This is a genomic window from Parasphingorhabdus sp. (assembly GCF_039982395.1).
In the GTDB taxonomy this organism is placed as follows: Bacteria; Pseudomonadota; Alphaproteobacteria; order Sphingomonadales; family Sphingomonadaceae; genus Parasphingorhabdus.
Window position 1 is genome coordinate 759,654 of sequence record NZ_JBDWYO010000006.1, and the last position, 19,030, is coordinate 778,683.

General features: G+C 56.2%; 18 protein-coding genes. 12 read left to right on the top strand and 6 right to left on the bottom strand.

The window, feature by feature from the left end; genetic code table 11:
• Positions 1 to 41: 41 nt before the first annotated feature.
• From ABJV08_RS13775 to ABJV08_RS13795, 5 genes are all read left to right on the top strand, one after another.
• Entirely contained in the window at positions 42 to 722 is a 681-nt protein-coding gene (locus ABJV08_RS13775; protein ID WP_348039683.1) for a phosphoribosylanthranilate isomerase, read from the top strand.
• Positions 723 to 808: 86 nt separating this feature from the next.
• On the top strand, positions 809 to 2,050 hold the full coding sequence (gene trpB, locus ABJV08_RS13780) for a tryptophan synthase subunit beta (RefSeq protein WP_348052466.1): 1,242 nt from the start codon (positions 809 to 811) through the stop codon (positions 2,048 to 2,050).
• A complete protein-coding gene (gene trpA / locus ABJV08_RS13785; protein WP_348039681.1) occupies positions 2,047 to 2,835 on the top strand; it encodes a tryptophan synthase subunit alpha in 789 nt (262 codons plus the stop codon). Before trpB ends, trpA begins: the two co-directional genes overlap by 4 nt.
• Positions 2,836 to 2,853: 18 nt before the next feature.
• Entirely contained in the window at positions 2,854 to 3,708 is an 855-nt protein-coding gene (gene accD, locus ABJV08_RS13790; protein ID WP_348039680.1) for an acetyl-CoA carboxylase, carboxyltransferase subunit beta, read from the top strand.
• Between the two features lie 115 nt (positions 3,709 to 3,823).
• Complete coding sequence (locus ABJV08_RS13795) at positions 3,824 to 5,146, top strand: bifunctional folylpolyglutamate synthase/dihydrofolate synthase (protein ID WP_348039679.1); 1,323 nt, start codon at positions 3,824 to 3,826, stop codon at positions 5,144 to 5,146.
• Here ABJV08_RS13795 and ABJV08_RS13800 read toward each other — a convergent pair.
• A complete protein-coding gene (locus ABJV08_RS13800) occupies positions 5,143 to 6,849 on the bottom strand; it encodes an MFS transporter (RefSeq protein WP_348039678.1) in 1,707 nt (568 codons plus the stop codon). The genes ABJV08_RS13795 and ABJV08_RS13800 overlap by 4 nt on opposite strands.
• A gap of 73 nt (positions 6,850 to 6,922) precedes the next feature.
• Entirely contained in the window at positions 6,923 to 7,699 is a 777-nt protein-coding gene (locus ABJV08_RS13805; protein ID WP_348039677.1) for a DUF1223 domain-containing protein, read from the bottom strand.
• A 95-nt stretch (positions 7,700 to 7,794) separates the two neighbouring features.
• Here ABJV08_RS13805 and ABJV08_RS13810 point away from each other — a divergent pair, with 95 nt between their 5' ends.
• Positions 7,795 to 8,604 (top strand): pseudouridine synthase, encoded by an 810-nt coding sequence (locus ABJV08_RS13810; protein WP_348039676.1) that lies wholly within the window; start codon positions 7,795 to 7,797, stop codon positions 8,602 to 8,604.
• Between the two features lie 27 nt (positions 8,605 to 8,631).
• Complete coding sequence (gene rsmD / locus ABJV08_RS13815) at positions 8,632 to 9,189, top strand: 16S rRNA (guanine(966)-N(2))-methyltransferase RsmD (protein ID WP_348039675.1); 558 nt, start codon at positions 8,632 to 8,634, stop codon at positions 9,187 to 9,189.
• Here rsmD and ABJV08_RS13820 read toward each other — a convergent pair.
• Positions 9,186 to 9,311, bottom strand: coding sequence for a hypothetical protein (locus ABJV08_RS13820; protein ID WP_348039674.1), 126 nt, complete (start codon positions 9,309 to 9,311; stop codon positions 9,186 to 9,188). The genes rsmD and ABJV08_RS13820 overlap by 4 nt on opposite strands.
• A 142-nt stretch (positions 9,312 to 9,453) precedes the next feature.
• Here ABJV08_RS13820 and ABJV08_RS13825 point away from each other — a divergent pair, with 142 nt between their 5' ends.
• Complete coding sequence (locus ABJV08_RS13825) at positions 9,454 to 11,751, top strand: UvrD-helicase domain-containing protein (RefSeq protein WP_348039673.1); 2,298 nt, start codon at positions 9,454 to 9,456, stop codon at positions 11,749 to 11,751.
• Positions 11,752 to 11,849: 98 nt separating this feature from the next.
• On the opposite strand, the gene ABJV08_RS13830 is transcribed toward ABJV08_RS13825, so the two are convergent.
• On the bottom strand, positions 11,850 to 12,557 hold the full coding sequence (locus tag ABJV08_RS13830) for a L,D-transpeptidase family protein (protein ID WP_348039672.1): 708 nt from the start codon (positions 12,555 to 12,557) through the stop codon (positions 11,850 to 11,852).
• 289 nt (positions 12,558 to 12,846) lie between these two features.
• On the opposite strand from ABJV08_RS13830, the gene ABJV08_RS13835 reads away from it, so the two are divergent.
• From ABJV08_RS13835 to ABJV08_RS13845, 3 genes are read left to right on the top strand one after another with little or no spacing between them, the layout of a single operon-like run.
• Entirely contained in the window at positions 12,847 to 14,118 is a 1,272-nt protein-coding gene (locus tag ABJV08_RS13835; RefSeq protein WP_348039671.1) for an MFS transporter, read from the top strand.
• 24 nt (positions 14,119 to 14,142) lie between these two features.
• On the top strand, positions 14,143 to 15,063 hold the full coding sequence (gene cysK, locus ABJV08_RS13840; RefSeq protein ID WP_348039670.1) for a cysteine synthase A: 921 nt from the start codon (positions 14,143 to 14,145) through the stop codon (positions 15,061 to 15,063).
• A complete protein-coding gene (locus ABJV08_RS13845; protein ID WP_348039669.1) occupies positions 15,060 to 15,800 on the top strand; it encodes a dienelactone hydrolase family protein in 741 nt (246 codons plus the stop codon). The genes cysK and ABJV08_RS13845 overlap by 4 nt, the downstream gene beginning before the upstream one ends.
• 33 nt (positions 15,801 to 15,833) lie before the next feature.
• On the opposite strand, the gene ABJV08_RS13850 is transcribed toward ABJV08_RS13845, so the two are convergent.
• Positions 15,834 to 16,070: a hypothetical protein gene (locus tag ABJV08_RS13850; protein WP_348039668.1), complete on the bottom strand. Its 237-nt coding sequence runs from the start codon at positions 16,068 to 16,070 to the stop codon at positions 15,834 to 15,836.
• Between the two features lie 318 nt (positions 16,071 to 16,388).
• On the opposite strand from ABJV08_RS13850, the gene ABJV08_RS13855 reads away from it, so the two are divergent.
• Positions 16,389 to 17,174, top strand: coding sequence for an aspartyl/asparaginyl beta-hydroxylase domain-containing protein (locus ABJV08_RS13855; protein WP_348039667.1), 786 nt, complete (start codon positions 16,389 to 16,391; stop codon positions 17,172 to 17,174).
• 9 nt (positions 17,175 to 17,183) lie between these two features.
• Here ABJV08_RS13855 and ABJV08_RS13860 read toward each other — a convergent pair whose 3' ends face one another.
• Positions 17,184 to 18,983, bottom strand: coding sequence for an acyl-CoA dehydrogenase C-terminal domain-containing protein (locus ABJV08_RS13860; protein WP_348039666.1), 1,800 nt, complete (start codon positions 18,981 to 18,983; stop codon positions 17,184 to 17,186).
• Positions 18,984 to 19,030 lie beyond the last annotated feature (47 nt).

Genomic DNA, 19,030 nt, shown 5'->3' on the forward strand with positions numbered 1-19,030 from the left:
CATGGCGTGAGAAGAGAAATGGATGCTGAAACAAGTTCAGCATGACGACCGGTATTTATCGCGCTAAAAGCCTGTCCATGAAAACCCAAATCAAAATCTGTGGCCTGTCCACTGAAGCCTCTATCGACGCAGCCATCGAAAAAGGCGCAGACTATATCGGCCTTGTCCATTTCGATAAAAGCCCGCGTCATGTGTCACTGGAACGCGCCCGGGAACTGCGCAATCACGTTGCGGGCCGGATCAAGACGGTGCTGCTGCTGGTCAATGCCGACCCCAAGGCAACCGGCAAGGCCATTGGCGATGTCAAACCGGACGTCATCCAATTTCATGGCAGCGAGACGCCGGACTGGCTTAAACTGGTCGCGGACAACACGGGTTTGGAAATCTGGAAAGCGCTGGGCGTAAAGGACAAGCCTACGTTGGCCAAATCCAGTCGCTATGTTGGCTCTGCCGACCGCCTGTTGTTCGATGCCCCGGCCAAGGCTTTGCCCGGCGGAACGGGCACGTCCTTTGACTGGTCGCTCTTGTCCGACCATGACCATCAGATCGACTGGGGCCTTGCTGGTGGACTTGATCCGGACAATGTGATGGCTGCCCTGCAGGCCACACAAGCGCCGCTGGTCGACGTGTCCTCCGGCGTGGAATCCGCGCCCGGTGTCAAACAAGTGGACAGAATCGCCGCCTTTTGCCAAGCGGTGCGGGACTATGACGCTTCCAGATAAGACCGTTCGTGCTGAGCTTGTCGAAGTACGGACATTCATGTGAAACACCCTTCGACAGGCTCAGGCCGAACGGATATTGAGATCGAATGAATAAACCCGAAACACCTCCGAACAGCTTCCGCAACATGCCCGATGACCGTGGTCATTTTGGCGAATTTGGCGGGCGCTATGTCGCCGAAACGTTAATGCCGCTGATTCTCGATCTGGAAAAACATTATCGCGCGGCGCAGGCTGATCCGGCGTTCGAGGAAGAGTTTAACGATCTGCTGCAAAATTATGTCGGTCGCCCCTCGCCGCTCTATTACGCCGAAAGCCTGACCGAAGAAGTCCGCAAGGATGCGCCGGAAGGAAAAGGCGCGCAAATCTGGTTCAAGCGCGACGAGCTGAACCACACCGGCGCGCACAAGATCAACAATTGTGTCGGGCAAATCCTTCTAGCGATGCGCATGGGCAAGACCCGGATAATCGCGGAAACCGGTGCCGGTCAACATGGCGTGGCCACCGCGACTGTCTGCGCCCGCTTTGGCCTGCCCTGCACGATCTTCATGGGCGCGACCGATGTTGCGCGGCAGAAGCCCAATCTGTTTCGGATGAAATTGCTCGGCGCCGAAGTCGTCTCGGTGACCAGCGGCGCAGCGACGCTGAAAGATGCGATGAACGAGGCGCTGCGCGACTGGGTCGCCAATGTGCACGACACATTCTACATCATCGGCACCGCCGCCGGTCCCCATCCCTATCCCGAGCTGGTCCGCGATTTTCAAAGCGTGATCGGCAAGGAGGCCCGCGCCCAGATGCTCGAACGCACCGGACGCCTGCCAGATATGCTGGTCGCAGCCATTGGCGGCGGCAGCAACGCCATCGGCTTGTTCCATCCATTCCTAGATGATCCGGACGTCAAAATGCTCGGCATCGAAGCGGCGGGCCATGGTCTGGACAAAAAACATGCCGCGAGCCTTGCCGGCGGCGGCCCCGGCATCCTCCACGGCAACAAGACCTATTTGCTGCAGGACGAAGACGGCCAGATCACAGAAGCCCATTCGATCAGCGCCGGCCTCGACTATCCCGGCATCGGTCCGGAGCATAGCTGGCTGAAAGAATCCGGCCGTGTCGACTATGACAGCGCCACCGACACCGAAGCGCTCGACGCGTTCCAATTGCTCTGCCGCACCGAAGGCATCATTCCCGCGCTCGAACCGAGCCATGCGATTGCAGCGGTGGTCCGCGAAGCGGTGAAGATGGATCGGGACAAGATCATCCTCGCGAACCTTTGCGGGCGCGGCGACAAGGACATTTTCACCGTTGCCGAGGCGTTGGGGACGGAGATATGACCCGTCTCTCAAACGCCTTCCCATCCAACCGCGCGGCGCTCGTCACCTTCGTCACCGCTGGCGATCCGACTCCTGCCGATACGCCAGCCATCCTCGATGCGCTTGTCGCAGGCGGCGCGGATATTATCGAGCTCGGCATGCCGTTCACCGATCCGATGGCCGATGGCCCCTCGATTCAGGAAGCGGATATCCGTAGCCTGGCTGCGGGCACCACGACCGCAGACATCTTCAACATGGCCAAAGAGTTTCGGCAACGTCATCCGGACACGCCGCTGGTGCTGATGGGCTATGCCAATCCGATGACGATCAGAGGCTCCGAATGGTTCGCCGATGCCTGCGTTGATGCCGGTGTCGATGCGGTGATCTGCGTCGATATTCCGGTCGAGGAGGATGAAAGCCTCGGCGATGCTCTACGCGCCCAGAACGTCGCCGTCATTCGGCTCGCAACCCCGACAACTGATGCAGAACGACTGCCGCAAATCCTGAACAACGCGAGCGGTTTCCTCTATTATGTCAGCGTCGCCGGTATCACCGGTCAGCAACAGGCCGCACAGGCCAGCATCGAAGAAGCCGTCAACCGATTGAAAGCGGGCACCGACCTGCCCGTCGCGGTTGGCTTTGGCGTGCGCACGCCCGAACAGGCCGCGGAGATCGCGCGTGTTGCTGATGGTGTCGTTGTTGGTTCTGCCATCGTTGAAATTGTCGGAAAATATGGCAAAGACGCTGCACCGCATGTGAAGGACTATGTTCAATCGCTTTCCGATGCTATTGCCTCGGCACGCTAGATTTTTGGGAGCTAAAAAATGTCTTGGCTAAGCAATGTCCGCAACAAGATCGCATCGATCACAAAGCGCGAAACCCCGGATAATCTCTGGCACAAATGCAAGAAGTGCGAAGCGATGGTGTTCCTCAAGGAATATGAGGACAATATGCATATCTGCCCGAAATGCGAGCATCATGGCCGCATCGGCCCGATGGTCCGCTTTGCCCAGATCATGGACGAAAATAGCTGGAAGATGATTCCCTGGGCGGCGGTTCAGGAAGATCCGCTCAAATTCAAAGATCAGAAGAAATATGCCGACCGACTGAAAGACGCGCGCCACAAAACCGGTGAACAGGATGCGTTGATCAATGCCAAAGGCACGATTGAAAGCATTCCCTGCGTTGTCGGCGTGCAGGATTTTGCCTTCATGGGCGGCTCGATGGGACTGGCTGTGGGTCAGGCCTTTGTTGATGGCGCCAAGCGCGCGCTGAAAGACCAATGCCCCTATATCATCTTTACCGCCGCCGGTGGCGCGCGGATGCAGGAAGGCATCTTGTCGTTGATGCAAATGCCCAAGACCACGGTGGCGATCTCGATGCTGCGCGAAGCGGGTATCCCGTTCATCGTCGTCCTGACCGATCCGACCACCGGCGGTGTGACCGCCAGCTATGCAATGCTGGGCGATGTGCATATTTCCGAACCCGGTGCGATGATCGGCTTTGCCGGACAGCGCGTGATCGAAAATACCATCCGCGAGAAACTGCCCGAGGGATTCCAGACCGCCGAATATTTGCTGGAACATGGCATGGTCGACATGGTTGTGCACCGCAAGGAGTTGCGCGCGGAACTCGCGAGGGTCATCGGCTATCTCATGGCTTGGAAAGACGCCGCCTGATTCCCCCTTCCGCTTGCGGGAGGGGTTAAAGGTGGGATTATCCTCCATGACCGGACTCATTTTTGCAAACAGACAGGCCCACCCCCGGCCCCTCCCACGAGCGGGAGGGGAGTAGATGGCAGACGGTGCTCAGTCGGATCATCCGGCAGTCCAGACACAATTGAACCGACTGGAGATGCTCTCGCCCGGGCGCGATGTTCTGGGGCTGGAGCGCATCCTCGAAGTGCTCGCGCGCCTCGGCAATCCACAGGATAAATTGCCGCCGATATTCCACGTGGCCGGAACCAATGGCAAGGGATCCACCTGTGCCTTCCTGCGCGCTGCGATCGAAGCGGAAGGCCTGAAAGTTCATGTCTATACCAGTCCGCATCTGGTGCGGTTCAACGAACGCATCCGGCTGGCAGGCCAGTTGATCGAGGATGAATATCTTGCCGACCTGCTCGCCCGGGTTCTCGATATCAGCGAAGACATCAACCCCAGTTTCTTCGAAGCCACAACCGCCGCTGCCTTTCTTGCCTTCGCCGAAACACCTGCGGATGCTTGTATATTGGAAGTCGGACTCGGCGGCAGGCTCGACGCAACCAATGTCATCACCACCCCTGTGGCCACCGGCATTGCCGCGCTGGGCATCGACCATGAAGGCTTCCTGCTTAGTCCCGAAGACGGCACGCCTGACGATCCGATGGTCCGCATCGCTTGGGAAAAAGCAGGGATCGCCAAAAAGAACGCGCCCTTGCTGACACAAAAATATGCTGCGGATATGCTACACGCGATTGCCGATCATGCGGCGGATATCGGGGCGCAGCATTTCCCGCGCGGCGAAGAGTGGGACGCCGCCATTTACGAAGGCCAGCTGCATTATCTCGACCGAAAGAGCAGACCGATTCTGCCCCTGCCCACGCTTGCTGGCGCGCATCAGGCGGACAATGCGGCACTCGCTATTGCGATGCTGCGTCATCAGGATTCGATCAGCATTTCCGAAGCAGCGATCAAGGCCGCCATGGGCTGGGCCCATTGGCCGGGCCGGATGCAATTGTTGCTCGCCGGCCCGGTGACCGGTCTGCTGCCGTCCGGTACAGACGTCTGGATCGACGGCGGTCATAATGTCAGCGCCGGACTGGCTCTGGCAAAACAATTTGAACAGCATGAGGCCGGATCGATCGATCTGGTGATCGGGATGCTTTCCAACAAAGATCCCGCAGCTCTCATCGCGCCGCTAAAAGACAAGCTGTCGAGCGTGACCGTCATTCCGGTGCCCGGCCATGAGTCACACGCTCTGGGCGCCTATCCGGACATCGAAGCTCCCGTATTGGAAGCCAACGACGTTAAAGTTGCGCTCAACGCCCTGTCAGAGCCAGCGAGCAAGACGGTGCTGATCGCGGGTTCGCTCTATCTGGTGGGCGATGTGTTGAAGGCGAACGAGCAAATACCGGATTAAACGCCCTTTAGCGCCGTTTTATCAATGCCCGCTTTTGCGCCCAATCGCGAAATACGAATCCATTCCACAATACAGAGAATGACCGCTACGCCGCCCATCAATGTGGTCAGGATGAAAATCTGGAAATAGCCCTGCTCTTCAATCATCTGACCCAGAGCACCGCGGCCCAATGTTCCCACCAGCAACGTCAAAGACGAGAGAAGCGCATATTGAACGGCGCTATATCCTCTGGCAACGATCGAGGAGAGATAGGCAACAAAGGCGGCACCGGCGATACCCACCGCAATATTCTCTCCTGCGATGGCCATCATCAATTTGGCCAGCCTTTCGTCTCCGCCCAAATTTGCAACCAGCCAGGTAAAGCCAGATCCGTCGCTAACCGCCTGAACCACGGCCCCGCCCCGCGCCAGATCGGCGTAAAGCAAGTTGGTAGCGGCCGCCAAAATGGCGCCCAAGGTGAGCGTGAACATGCGGCCCAAGGTCGTCAGCATATAACCGCCGGCCGCTAGCCCGATCATCAACGCGCCGACACCGAAAAACTTCGATGCCACAGCCACTTCATCCTTGGTATATTGCAGCTCACCCAAATAGAATGGATAAGCGAAACTGCCCCAGATGGAATCTGTGATACGATAGGTCAGAACCAGACCCAATATGATGATCAAGGCCCAACCCAAGCGACCGACAAAATCGGTCAGGGGCAAGATCAACGCACGATAGCCATGATCCAATAGCCGTCCGCCCGCACTTTCTGCTGGCCGGTCCGCCGTCAACAAATGGCTTCCGGACCGTTCCATCTTGACCAGCCAGGCCGCAATCAGCGCTGGAATGACCACTGTTGCCACAACAACCATCGGTCCCATTGTCGAAATAAACTGCACGGAATCCGGTCTGGTATCCGGATCGCTGCCCAAAGAGCGGACCATGAAAACACCAACGGTTATCAAGGCCCAACCCCATAAGACCGCAACGGCACCCAAGGCCCAGCCACGAACGCGAGGATCCAGTTGACCTGCTTTGCGCAGCCCATGTTCATCGGCTCTTTCGGTTTCCGTCATATCCACGACGTCGGCATCTGGCGCAAATAGGCCGAAGAAGCCGACCACCAGCATGACCGCCCCCATGGTCAGATAGACGGTGGGCCAATCCGTTCGTTCGGCCAAAAATAGTGCCAAAGCACCGCCCACCAGAGCGGCAATGCGGTACCCCATCTGGTAGACCGTCGAGAGAATATCGATGGTTGCGACCTCATCGGCTACATCAACGCGCCAAGCGTCAATGACCACGTCCTGCGTTGCAGAAGCAAAGGCGCCGATGCCCGCGAGCAATGAAAACCAGCCCAGTGACGAAACCGGATTGAGCATCGAGAGAATGACCAATATCGCACCGAGCAATAGCTGTGCGGTTACAATCCATTGCTTGCGCTTGCCCAATTTGCGCAAAACCGGGACATCGAGCCGGTCGAGTGCCGGAGACCAGAGGAATTTGAACGCATAAGCCAATCCGATCAGGGAGAACACGCCCATGGTTTCCAGATCGACTTCGGCGTCAGACAACCAGGCGTATAATGTTCCCAACAACAGCGCATAAGGCAGGCCTGCAGCGAAACCGAAAATTGCCATATAGACTGTTTTACGGTGCTTCAACGCAGCGAAAACCGTGCGCCAACCTGGCTTTTCTTCCGCTTTGGATGCTTCACTCACGCCAAATTCTCCCTCGAACTGGAAGAATCTTTAGCGCCTATTCACCTGAATGCCAGCTTGATTTTGCAGCGGCTCAGATATCCAGCAGCTTTGCCGCGACAATCGGGCCCGCTCCCGGGCGCTGCACAAGGATTGCATATTTGTCCGCGCCACTGATCTTCAGATATTCTGGCGGAATGGCATATTGCTTCGGCTTTCCGCGCCAGCTGCCCAGATTGCGCTCTGCCTTGACCACATTGGTATAATGCATGGTTCGCCCGCCATTTTCTCCCCGGCCGATCTGGACGGTTTCTTCCGAACTCAAGGCGACTAGCGAAACCCCGGACATATGGTCGGATCGGCCGTTGATGGTGACATTTACCTGCCCGCTGTCATCGGTAGAAGCGGCAATGAAAGGACCAGACCGATCCGCCCGGCGCACCAGCGAGCGAATGTCATTCTCGCGCGATCCCACGGCCCCACCGCCGCCATTGACGACAATTTGCGGCGTGTACACGCCGGATCCCGCATTGCCTTTCGCCGCATAAGCCCGTTGCAACCGGGTATTATCTTCCCGCGCCAGAGTGTCTTTCCAGCCAAGCCGGTCCCAATAGGTTACGGGCCGCGTAATCACCAGCAGGGCATCGTCTTTCGCTAGACGCTTGGCCAGCATATCTGCGGGGGGACAAGACGAACAACCCTGACTGGTGAACAATTCAATGACCACAGGCTTGGTTGATACAGCATCGTTGCGGCTATGGAATTCTGTCTGCTGGACCGAATTGGCGGCAGCACTGGGGGCGAGTTGCGCGCCAAGGAAACCGGCAAAAGCCGATCCGCCAACCAACGCACATAGAATAAACTTACCCATTTCCAGCTCCGCTTAGGTGTTAATAGCCATTCGTGGGCACGGAACCAATGGTTACAGATTGCGGCGAGCGCATTTTTCCGCCATGCGTCTCGGCCATGACCGAAGAGAAACCAACCAAGATATATCGCGCGAAACCAACCCCTGGAGCCAAGCCAGTGGAAAGCCCGGCAACACAGCCAGGTGCCGTCCGCGAAGGCCAGCGCATCGCAAAACTTCTAGCCCGCGCAGGCGTTGCATCCCGGCGTGAAATCGAACGCATGATCGACGCCGGACGGATTGAACTAAACGGCGATCTCGTGGAACACCCTTCCCTGCTGCTCAAAAATCTGACGGGCATCACCGTCGATGGCAAGCCCGTGGCAGAACCCTCTCCCGCAAAGCTGTACCGCTTTCACAAGCCCAATGGCTGCTTAACGGCGGAACGCGACTTTTCGGGTAAGAAGACCATTTACGATGTTCTGCCGGAAATGGAGCGGATCATGCCGATTGGTCGCCTCGACATGAACACCGAGGGGCTTCTGCTGATGACCACCGATGGCGAGTTCAAGCGCGAAATGGAGTTGCCGAAAAATGGCATTGAACGCTCCTACCGCGCCCGTACATTCGGCGAGATCACCCAGAACCAGCTGGAGGAGCTTTATCGCGGGATCACTATCGAAGGCATGCATTACGGACCGATCACCGCCAATCTAGAGCGACGCACCGGCCGGAACCAATGGATTGAAGTGACCCTTACCGAAGGCAAGAACCGTGAAGTTCGGCGAGTGTTGGAACATTTCGGCTTGGAAGTATCGCGCCTAATCCGCACCCGCTATGGGCCCTTCGTGCTCGGCGATCTGGAAAAAGGCGAGATAGAAGTCGTGCGGCAGCATGATCTGGTCCAGTTCCGCAAATCGCTAAAATGAAACCAGACTTGGGACGGAAGACGTAAGATGCGCATAATCGCAGGCAATTGGCGGGGCAGAAAAATAGTCGCGCCCAAGGGTGACGTCACCCGTCCGACCGCCGACCGCACCCGCGAACGGCTATTCTCCATGCTCACCAGCCGACTGGGTGATTTTGCAGATTTGCAAATATTGGACCTCTTTTCCGGGTCCGGTGCTTTGGGTCTAGAAGCCTTGTCGCGAGGCGCCGCCCATTGCACATTTGTCGAGCAAGACCGGGATGCAATCAAAGCGCTGGAGAAGAATATCGAAACGCTGGGGGCCGATGCCGATGTCCGGATTGGCTCCGTCCTGCACCTGGGCCAGGCGCGAAAGCCTTATGATCTAATTCTGATGGATCCGCCCTATGATTCGGGTGCCGGCGCGGTCGCACTAGACAAATTGGGTCGTCATGGATGGTTTGCGCCCTCTAGCTGGATCGCGGTTGAAACGGCGCGTCATGAAAAAGTCGAGGTGAAGAAATTTGATCTCGATTGTGTTCGAGATAGCGGCAAAGCGAAAATTCATATTCTCCGCCCCGCCCCGTCATCACAATCCGAGGACTAGCCGCCCATCATCGTCATGATTGACGCCGTTTCACTGCTGTCTTTCTGCACTGCTGCATATACGCTCACGCTTGCCATCATCAAAGTTGCGACGATCGCGCTGCTCATCAATCTCTTGCTCATTTCAAACTCCGTTTGCGGGCCGATACCGGCATTTGATAAACAAATGGTGCATTGCAACAAATAATTCAACCTGCCCTTTGGGACATGTCAAATTTGATATTGGTCCTTGCCGCCCGCGCCGATGTTCCCTAACTGTTCACCCGTGACCGATACTGTCAATATACCGCAAGAGAGCGACCCTCCCTATGTCCGTGGCCTCAACAGCCCGCAACGCGAGGCTGTGCTCACCACCGAGGGGCCTGTCCTCGTGCTCGCCGGTGCAGGCACGGGAAAAACCGCTGCTCTAACGCGGCGACTGGCGCATATTGTCTTCTCGCGCAAAGCCTGGCCCAGCGAGATTCTGGCGGTGACCTTCACCAACAAGGCCGCCCGCGAGATGAAAGAGCGGATCGCCTCTATTGTCGGCGAGAGCTTCGAAGGCATGCCCTGGCTCGGCACCTTCCACAGCATCGGCGCGAAAATGCTGCGGCGCCATGCCGAACTGGTCGGCTTGCAGAGCAATTTCACGATTCTGGATACCGATGATCAGCTGCGACTGCTGAAACAGTTGATCCAGGCTGCAGAAGTGGATGAGAAGCGCTGGCCACCTCGGATGCTTGCTGGCCTTATCGATCAGTGGAAGAATCGGGGCCTCAATCCCCAAGATCTCGATGCCACAGAGAATGAACGCTATGACAATGGGCGCGGGCAGGAATTTTACGCAGCTTATCAGGCCCGACTAAAAGCGCTCAATGCCTGCGACTTTGGCGATCTTTTGCTCCATATTCTCAACCTGCTGAAGACCAATCGAGACTTGCTGAAACAATATCAGGAGCGTTTCAAATATATATTGGTCGACGAATATCAGGATACCAACAGCTCGCAATATCTCTGGCTGCGGCTGCTCGCCCAGAGCCATCAGAACATCTGTTGCGTCGGCGATGATGACCAATCCATCTACAGTTGGCGCGGCGCAGAAGTGGCCAATATCCTCCGTTTCGAAAAAGACTTTCCGGACGCCAAAGTGGTCAAGCTGGAGCAAAATTATCGATCCACCCCCCATATTCTCGCCGCCGCATCCGGCCTGATCAATCATAACAGCGGCCGCCTTGGCAAGACATTGTGGACCGAGGAAACCGACGGCGACAAAGTTCAGGTGATCGGCGTTTGGGATGGTCCGGAAGAAGCCCGGCGCACTGGCGATGAAATTGAAGCGTTGCAGCAGATCAATCAAGTGTCCTTGAATGATGTCGCCATATTGGTGCGCGCTCAATTCCAGACCCGCGAGTTTGAAGATCGCTTCATCTCAATCGGCATGCCGTATAAGATCATCGGCGGCTTTCGCTTTTACGAACGCGCCGAAATTCGGGATGCATTGGCCTATCTGAGAGTCATAGCGCAGCCCGCCGATGACCTCGCCTTCGAGCGGATTGTGAACACGCCCAAGCGCGGCCTCGGCGACAAAAGCATTGAGAAAGTCCACCGCCTTGCGCGCGGCCAGGGCATATCGATGGCGGCCGCCGCGCTCAGCATCTGTGATACCGACGAACTGCCGACCCGCGCACGCAGCACATTGCTGGAATTGATGCGTAATTTCGGTCGCTGGCGGGAAATGGCGAATGATACCGACCATGCGGAACTGACGCGGATCGTTCTGGATGAATGCGGTTATACGACGATGCTGCAAGCCGATCGCTCCACAGAAGCCGCCGGTCGCTTGGAAAACCTCACCGAACTGGCGCGTGCGATGGAAGAATATGAAACGCTCGGCGAGTTTCTCGAACATGTCTCCCTTGTCATGGACAATGAAGCGCGCGACGACGAGGCCAAGGTCACGATCATGACCATGCACGGCGCCAAGGGCTTGGAGTTTGAGAATGTTTTCTGTGCTGGCTGGGAGGAAGGTGTGTTCCCCTCACAGCGTAGCCTGGACGAAGGCGGCAATGCCAGCCTCGAGGAAGAGCGCCGCCTCGCATATGTGGCGATCACCCGCGCCCGGAAAAAATGCACGATCTTCCATGCCGCCAACCGCAGAATCTACGGCCAATGGACCAGTTCTATTCCATCCCGGTTCATTGAAGAATTGCCCGAAGACCATGTCGAGCATGAAAGCAGCATGAGCGGCGGCGAAAGCCTGTGGCGCGCCAACTGGACCGAGAATAGCGATCCCTTTGCCCATCTTGCCGCGGCCAATGCCACTAGGGCGGGTCAGCGCGGCCCGGGCTGGCAGCGCGCCGCTTCTTCAGGTTTTGACAAGAATCCCAAGAACATCAAAGAGGCACGGCGCAGCGCAGTCTCGCTCGGCAACAAGGGCCGCGATGATGTGACCGTTGGCATGCGTGTTTTCCATAACAAATTTGGCTATGGCGAAGTGATGGAAAAAGAAGGCAATAAACTCGAGATTGCCTTTGAAAAATCCGGTGACAAACGGGTGCTAGACTCTTTTGTCGAAGTGGCTTGAAGAGCAGTTTTCTGACAACCGTTTTCGAGCCAGCCAACGAATCTCTCAAGCCGGCCGGAATATAGCCTTTGTTCGAGCTCTGCAGTGGCTGTTCAAATCTATGAAAACGAGTCGCCCAGTCCCATCATCTTGCCGTCGGTCACGATCACGCGATCACCCAATTTGGCTTGTGCGAACAAGAGGCGCGCAAATTCCAGAGGCACACCGATACATCCGCGGGTTCCCCATCCCCATTTGACGTCGGAAGCATGGATGGCGATACCATCATTGGTCAAGCGCATCATATAAGGCATCGGTGTGCCATAGATGTTCGAAACATGGTCCTTGTTCTTCTGGGTAATTGGAAAAACGCCGGTCGGAGTCGGCTTGAGGGAGTCGCCAAAGGTGATTACCGCCGCACCGATCTCATAGCCGCCACGAAAAACCGAAATACTCTCGGCCTTGAGATCGACGGTAATGACCAGCTCGCCAGCCGGGACACCTTCATCATCCCATTTGAAATAGCCATGTACAAAAGGTTCGTCGATTTCCAGGATGCGTTTGACCACGAACTGGTCGCTGAGCGGCATCTTGTCGGCGATCGCAACGGGATCGGCGACAATCTTGGCTACCAGGGGTTGCGTCTGTTCAACAGGCTCGGACGCAGATTGCTCGACAACCGCCTGCGTCGAGGAAAGGGTCGCGACCGGAGCAGAAGGATCGGCCTTCGCGCGTGTCAGTCCCATGACCAGCATCGCAGCAATCGCCAGGGCGGTGATCAGCAGGACCGTCGCGCTAACCCGATATGCAATTTTTTCGACCATCATCCATACTCCATTTTCTTAACAAGTCATTTACCATGGATTTCCTCTCAGAAATGGCAGATTTTCAAGGCGTCCCGCTGCGGCACGACGGCAAAGCGAATGTTAAAGAGGAGCGTTAACAGGCCGGGTGGAACACTCGCACTTGCGGGTATTTCCTTGCTTCGCGCACCCCTTCTCAGAGAAGGAAAAAACCGCATCTACAGCAGGTATATTCATCTGGGCAGCGAACCGGTTTTGCCACCCAAGCATGAAATGATTGCAGCAACTTGCGTCACTCGCTAGCAGATATTCCGTGATCAGCGCTGCCCCACATCCCTTTGCCATCGCCAATTATCGCTATCTGTGGTTCTCGCGTCTGGCATCAATGTTCGCGCTCTATGCGATGATGCTCATTCTCGGCTGGCAGGCCTATAATCTGGCGCGCGAAGATATGGGTGTGAGCGCTTCGGCAGGGATATTGGGCTTGCTTGGGTTGCTGCAATTCGTGCCCTTGTTCATCCTAACACCACTGGTCGGCTGGGTCGCCGATCATATGGATCGCCGCTGGATCGCCAGGACCGTCTTGGCGGTTCAGGCGATGATAGCGCTGGCTTTGGCCATATTGACCGCCACGGGCAGCATCACGCTCTGGACCATCTATATCATCGCCGTGCTGCTGGGCATGTGCCGGGCCTTCTTAGGTCCCGCGATCACCTCGCTCGCCCCCAATCTCGTTCCCAAAGCATCGATTCCACGTGCTATCGCGCTTTCCACCATTGCCTGGCAGGTCGGCGTGATTGCCGGCCCGGGCATGGCGGGGCCATTGTACAAGATTGACGCAGCCCTGCCCTATTTCGTCTGCGCCGGACTTTATCTGCTGGCCATGTTTGCGATGTTCATGATCAGTCCGGTCCCGCGGCCCGCTGCGGACAAAACCAAGGGACCGTTTCAACAAGTTGGCGATGGCATGGCCTATGTCTGGACGAACAAACTGGTGCTCGGAGCGATCACGCTTGATCTGCTGGTGATGTTCCTCGCCGGAGCCACCGCGATGATCCCGGTTTTTGCCAAAGACATATTGAACGCAGGCGAAATAGGACTGTCGCTGCTCGCTGCCTCTCCCGCCGTTGGCGCCGTGATTGTCGCGCTCATTTTCTCCTTTGCGCCGCTCAGCAAAAATGTCGGCAATAGCATGCTGGCTGCAATGGTCGTGTTCGGTCTGGGCACGATCGGGTTCGGGTTGAGCACCAATTTATATCTCTCCATGGCCTGTCTTGGAATATGCGGGGCCGCCGACATGTTCGGCGTCTATGTGCGCAGCTCTCTGATCCAGTTGCACACGCCTGATGCCAAGCGGGGCCGTGTGGGTGCGGTTAGCCAGATGACGATTAGCGCATCAAACGAGCTCGGCGATGCGCTCTCGGGTGGACTGGCCGTTTTGGTCGGACCAATTGCGGCCATTGTCGCAGGCGGAGCAGGTGCTATAGCGGTCACAGGATTATGGACGCGCCTATTTCCCCAACTGGGTGCCGCCCGAACATTTGATCCGCCGGAAGAACTGAAAACGGAAGCGGCGAAGCGATAAAATGATAAGCAGGAGTGCAGGATAATGATTGCCAATAACATTCTCGAAACAATCGGAAACACGCCGCATATCAAGATGCAGCGTCTGTTTGGCGATGCGCATGTCTGGATCAAGTCGGAGCGTTCCAACCCCGGCGGGTCGATCAAGGATCGGATCGGCCTTGCGATGATTGAAGATGCGGAAAAATCCGGTGCGCTGCAACCCGGCGGCACGATCATCGAACCGACATCCGGCAACACCGGAGTCGGCCTGGCGATGGTTGCAGCGGTCAAAGGCTATACGTTGGTTCTGGTCATGCCCGAATCCATGTCCCTCGAACGCCGCCGGCTGATGCTCGCTTATGGCGCGACTTTTGACCTCAGTCCGAAAGAAAAAGGCATGAAGGGCGCAATCGAGCGCGCTCAGGAACTGGTCGAACAGACACCGGGGGCCTGGATGCCACAGCAGTTCGAGAATTCCGCCAATTTTGAAGTCCACAAGCGTACGACCGCCATTGAAATTCTCAATGACTTCAAAGATGATCCGCTGGATGCCATCATAACCGGCGTCGGCACCGGTGGCCATATCACCGGAGTAGCCGAAGCTCTGAAAGAACATTGGAGCCATTTGAAAGTCTATGCTGTCGAGCCAAGCGCCTCGCCAGTCATTAGCGGCGGTCAACCCGGCCCCCACCCCATCCAAGGTATTGGCGCTGGTTTCATTCCGGGCAACCTCCACACCAAAAGCATCGACGGAGCCATTCAGGTTGATCCAGCCGATGCTAAGGCCATGGCCCTGAAAGCGGCCAAGGAAGAGGGTATGCTGGTTGGTATATCATCCGGCGCTACATTGGCAGCCATCGCGCAGAAGCTTCCGGAACTGGGCAATCAGGCAAAGATTCTCGGCTTCAATTATGATACTGGGGAGCGCTATCTATCCGTCCCAGAGTTTTTGCCTGAAGAATGAGCTCGATCGAAGTCCAACAATTCACCTATCGGCATGGTGATATAGAATTGTCCGGTTATATGGCGCAACCCAGCCGTTATCCGCGGGCAGCCATTTTGATCGTGCCGACCATTGCCGGCCCAACCAAGATCATGTTTGAACGTGCCCGTTGGCTAGCCTCCTTGGGCTATAGCGCGATGGTTTGCGATATCTATGGCAGAGGCCCGATCGAAGATATGCGCGAAGCGCGCAGGCTGGCGGATGAATTGCGAGGCGATGCCGAATATTATCGCGACCGCTTCCGCTGTGCCCTTGCAGAACTACGGACCCGGTCAAAAATGGGCAATGATCGCATAGCCGCAATCGGATATTGCATGGGCGGTGAAATCGTTCTTGAAATGGCGCGCGGCGGCGAAGACATTGCCCTGGTCGTCAGTTTTCATGGCCTGCTGGCCACGCCGCTTCCGGCAAAAAGAGGAACGATCAAAGCGCGCATCCTGGTCTGCCACGGCCGTGCGGATCCGCTGGTCCCTCCCAAGCAAGTGCGCACCTTTCTTGAAGAAATGGACATTTCAGGAGCGGATTGCCACATGCATATCTATTCCGGCGTCGTCCACGGCTTTACCGATCGGGCGAGCAATACGAAATCGATGGAAGCGGTCAAATATAATGGTTCGGCCGACCGGCAAAGCAAGGCCGCCATGCTCAGCATGTTTGACGAAATCTTTGAAAACAAAAAAGCACCGGACCCATATTAGGCCCGGTGCTTCTTAGATTAGCGACCCGCTAATTTAATCAGGTTTGCCATCGCCATCATCATCCAGCAGATCAGGTCGGCCATCGCCATCGGAATCCCAGGCATCGGGTCGACCATCTCCGCTGCGATCCCATGCATCCATCGTACCATCCCCATTTGAATCAATGGTTGGAGCGGGGATTTCAGACTCCATCTCATCGGAGGTTTCTGGCTCTGCCGCATTGGCGGCAACCGACAACCCCAATCCGACGGTAATCAGATATGGCGTCATCCGACGCAGATGAGCTGAACGGCGATTTGGGCTATTTTTGGAATGCATTGCATATACTCCTTATGCACATGATTCCCCTGTCACCGCCGTCATGATCGATCAGGGACCGCGGGTCCAGCATGGTTCGACTATATGGGCCAGACAGGCGCTAAATGGCGGAATTCTGGTTTCTACCGGACAATTGACACTGTTCATCGCATGCAGCCCCCGGCTGCCGTCATTGACAGATTTTGGGCATCTGTTTGTCGAAAAATGGTCACATTTTACACGATAATACGAACAACGGGTCTGGGGCATTTCAATGAAAGGTTGAACGCAATGTCCAGGAAACATGTTGATCAAAAGCCAGTTACAGCGAGTATAAAAAGCCGACCGTTCATCATCAGGCTTGGCAAACGCCTGCGTGGTACATTGAACAAAATTTCGGCATCCCAATCAAAGATACCCAACGCACCGATAATCCCGGCCAGCCTATTTCCTTGGACCCATCGTCTGACCGAAAACTGGCAGACCATTGCACAGGAGGCCAATGCGATTCTGCGTCACCGCGCCGCCGTGCCGCCGCTCAACGATATATCGCCGGATCATGCGCGAATTGCCGGTGACGGCAATTGGCGGTCTTTCTTTCTGATTGGCTATGGCTATGAAGTGCCGGAGAATTGCGCCCGCGCTCCGGTAACCGCGGAACTGGTCCGCCAGATCCCCGGTCTAAACTCAGCCTTTTTCTCCATCCTGGAACCCGGCGCGGTCATCCCCCGCCATCGCGGCGTGACCCGTGGTCTGGTCACCTGTCATCTCGGATTGATCATTCCCGACAGCCCAGAAAATTGCACGATGCAGGTGGAGACAACCGACTGTTTCTGGGAAAAAGGCCAATGGCTGGTCTTCGATGACAGCCAATATCACGAAGTCCACAACCGGACCGATCAACGCCGAGTCATCCTGCTGATACAGGTTAAACGGCCAATGCGCTGGCTCGGCCGGTTCGCCAATAATCTGGCATTATGGGGAATCCGCCGGTCACCCTTTGTACAGGATGCCCGGCAGAATCTAAGCCATTGGGAAGAAGCCTATCGGCAAGCGGAACAGAATGAAGCCGCCTGATCTGGCAGATTAGGCGACTGCGAACATTTCGGGGTCCAGCGCCATGATCGATTCGCTGCCGCCTTCAATCTTGCGGCGCAGCGAGCCGGCATCCGGCAGAAAACGCTCCGCAAAATATTGTGCGGTCACCAATTTGGCTTCGTAATATTTCGGGTTATCGGTACCTGCATCCAGCGCAGCCTGAGCGGCTTTGCTCATCCGCAACCACATGAGTCCGAGTGAGACGATGCCCATGATATGCATATAGTGATAGGCGCCGGCACCCGCATTATTCGGGTTCGCCATGCCATGTTGCATGAACCACATTGTCGCTTTCTGCAGCTCGCCATTGGCCTTTTCAAGCGCAGCGGCAAAGCCTGAGAGCTTCTCATGATCTTTCGCTTCCGCGATTTCGTCAGCGACAACTTTGAACAAGGCCTGGACCGCCCGTCCGCCATTTTGGCCAAGCTTGCGACCAACCAGATCCATAGCTTGGATACCATTGGTACCTTCGTAAATCATGGCAATCCGGGCATCGCGGACAAACTGCTCCATGCCCCATTCGGTGATATAGCCATGTCCGCCATAAACCTGCTGCGATTCCGTGGCGATCTGGTAGCCCATATAGGTTCCGTAACCTTTGATCACTGGCGTAAGCAGGCTTACCAGATCATCGGCAATCTGGCGCTCTTCTTCACTTTCTGCTTTGTCAGCAAGATCCACCTGCAACGCACCCCAAAGAACCAGAGAACGCATGGATTCGGTAAAGGCTTTGCCGTCCATCAACATCCGGCGCACGTCCGGGTGTACGAACAATGTATCCGCTTTTTCTTCCGGGTCCTGGGCTCCTGTTAGCGCCCTGCCCTGACGACGGTCACCGGCGTAGATCACCGCATTTTGATAGGCAATCTCGCCTTGCGCCAGACCTTGAAGGCCAACGCCCAATCTTGCGGCGTTCATCATGATGAACATTGCCCGCAGGCCTTTATTCTCTTCGCCGACCATATAGCCGGTCGCGCCATCATAGTTCATGACGCAGGTCGCATTGCCGTGAATGCCCATTTTCTCTTCGATCGAACCACAGCTGACACCGTTGCGCTCACCCAGAGTTCCATCCTCGTTGACCAAATATTTTGGTACGATGAAGAGAGAAATACCTTTGGAACTGTCGGGTGCGCCCGGGGTCTTGGCGAGAACAAGATGGATGATATTTTCCGCCATGTCATGTTCACCAGCCGAAATGAAAATCTTCTGTCCTGTGATCGCATAGCCGCCCGGAATGGGTTCCGCCTTGGTGCGAATAAGACCCAGGTCTGTCCCACAATGCGCTTCGGTCAGGTTCATCGTTCCGGTCCATTTTCCGGAGATCATCTGGGTGGCATAAGTTTGTTTTTGCTCTTCGCTGCCCTCGGTGAGGATCGATGCAATCGCGCCTTGCGTCAGGCCGGTGTACATTTCCAGCGCCTGATTGGCCGAAACCATGAATTCCATCACGGCATTGCCCAACACGCGGGGCAATCCCTGGCCACCAAATTCTTCGGGAGCCGACAAAGTCGTCCAACCACCATCGGTGATTTGCTGATAGGCTTCTTTGAAGCCTTCGGGCGTAGTGACAGAACCGTCTTCGTGACGGGTACATCCTTGTTCATCGCCGGATTGATTGAGCGGATGCAGGACTTCCGATGCGAATTTTCCAGCTTCGGTCAAAATCGCATCAACCATTTCGGGCGTCGCATTTTCAAAGCCTGCGACATTTGTATATTGTTCCAGATTCAACACCTCGTTGAGGATGAAACGGACTTCGCCGATGGGCGCTGTATAACTGGGCATAATGTTCTACTTTCTACTCAAATGGGGGTGCCGGTCGTTGCCGGCAT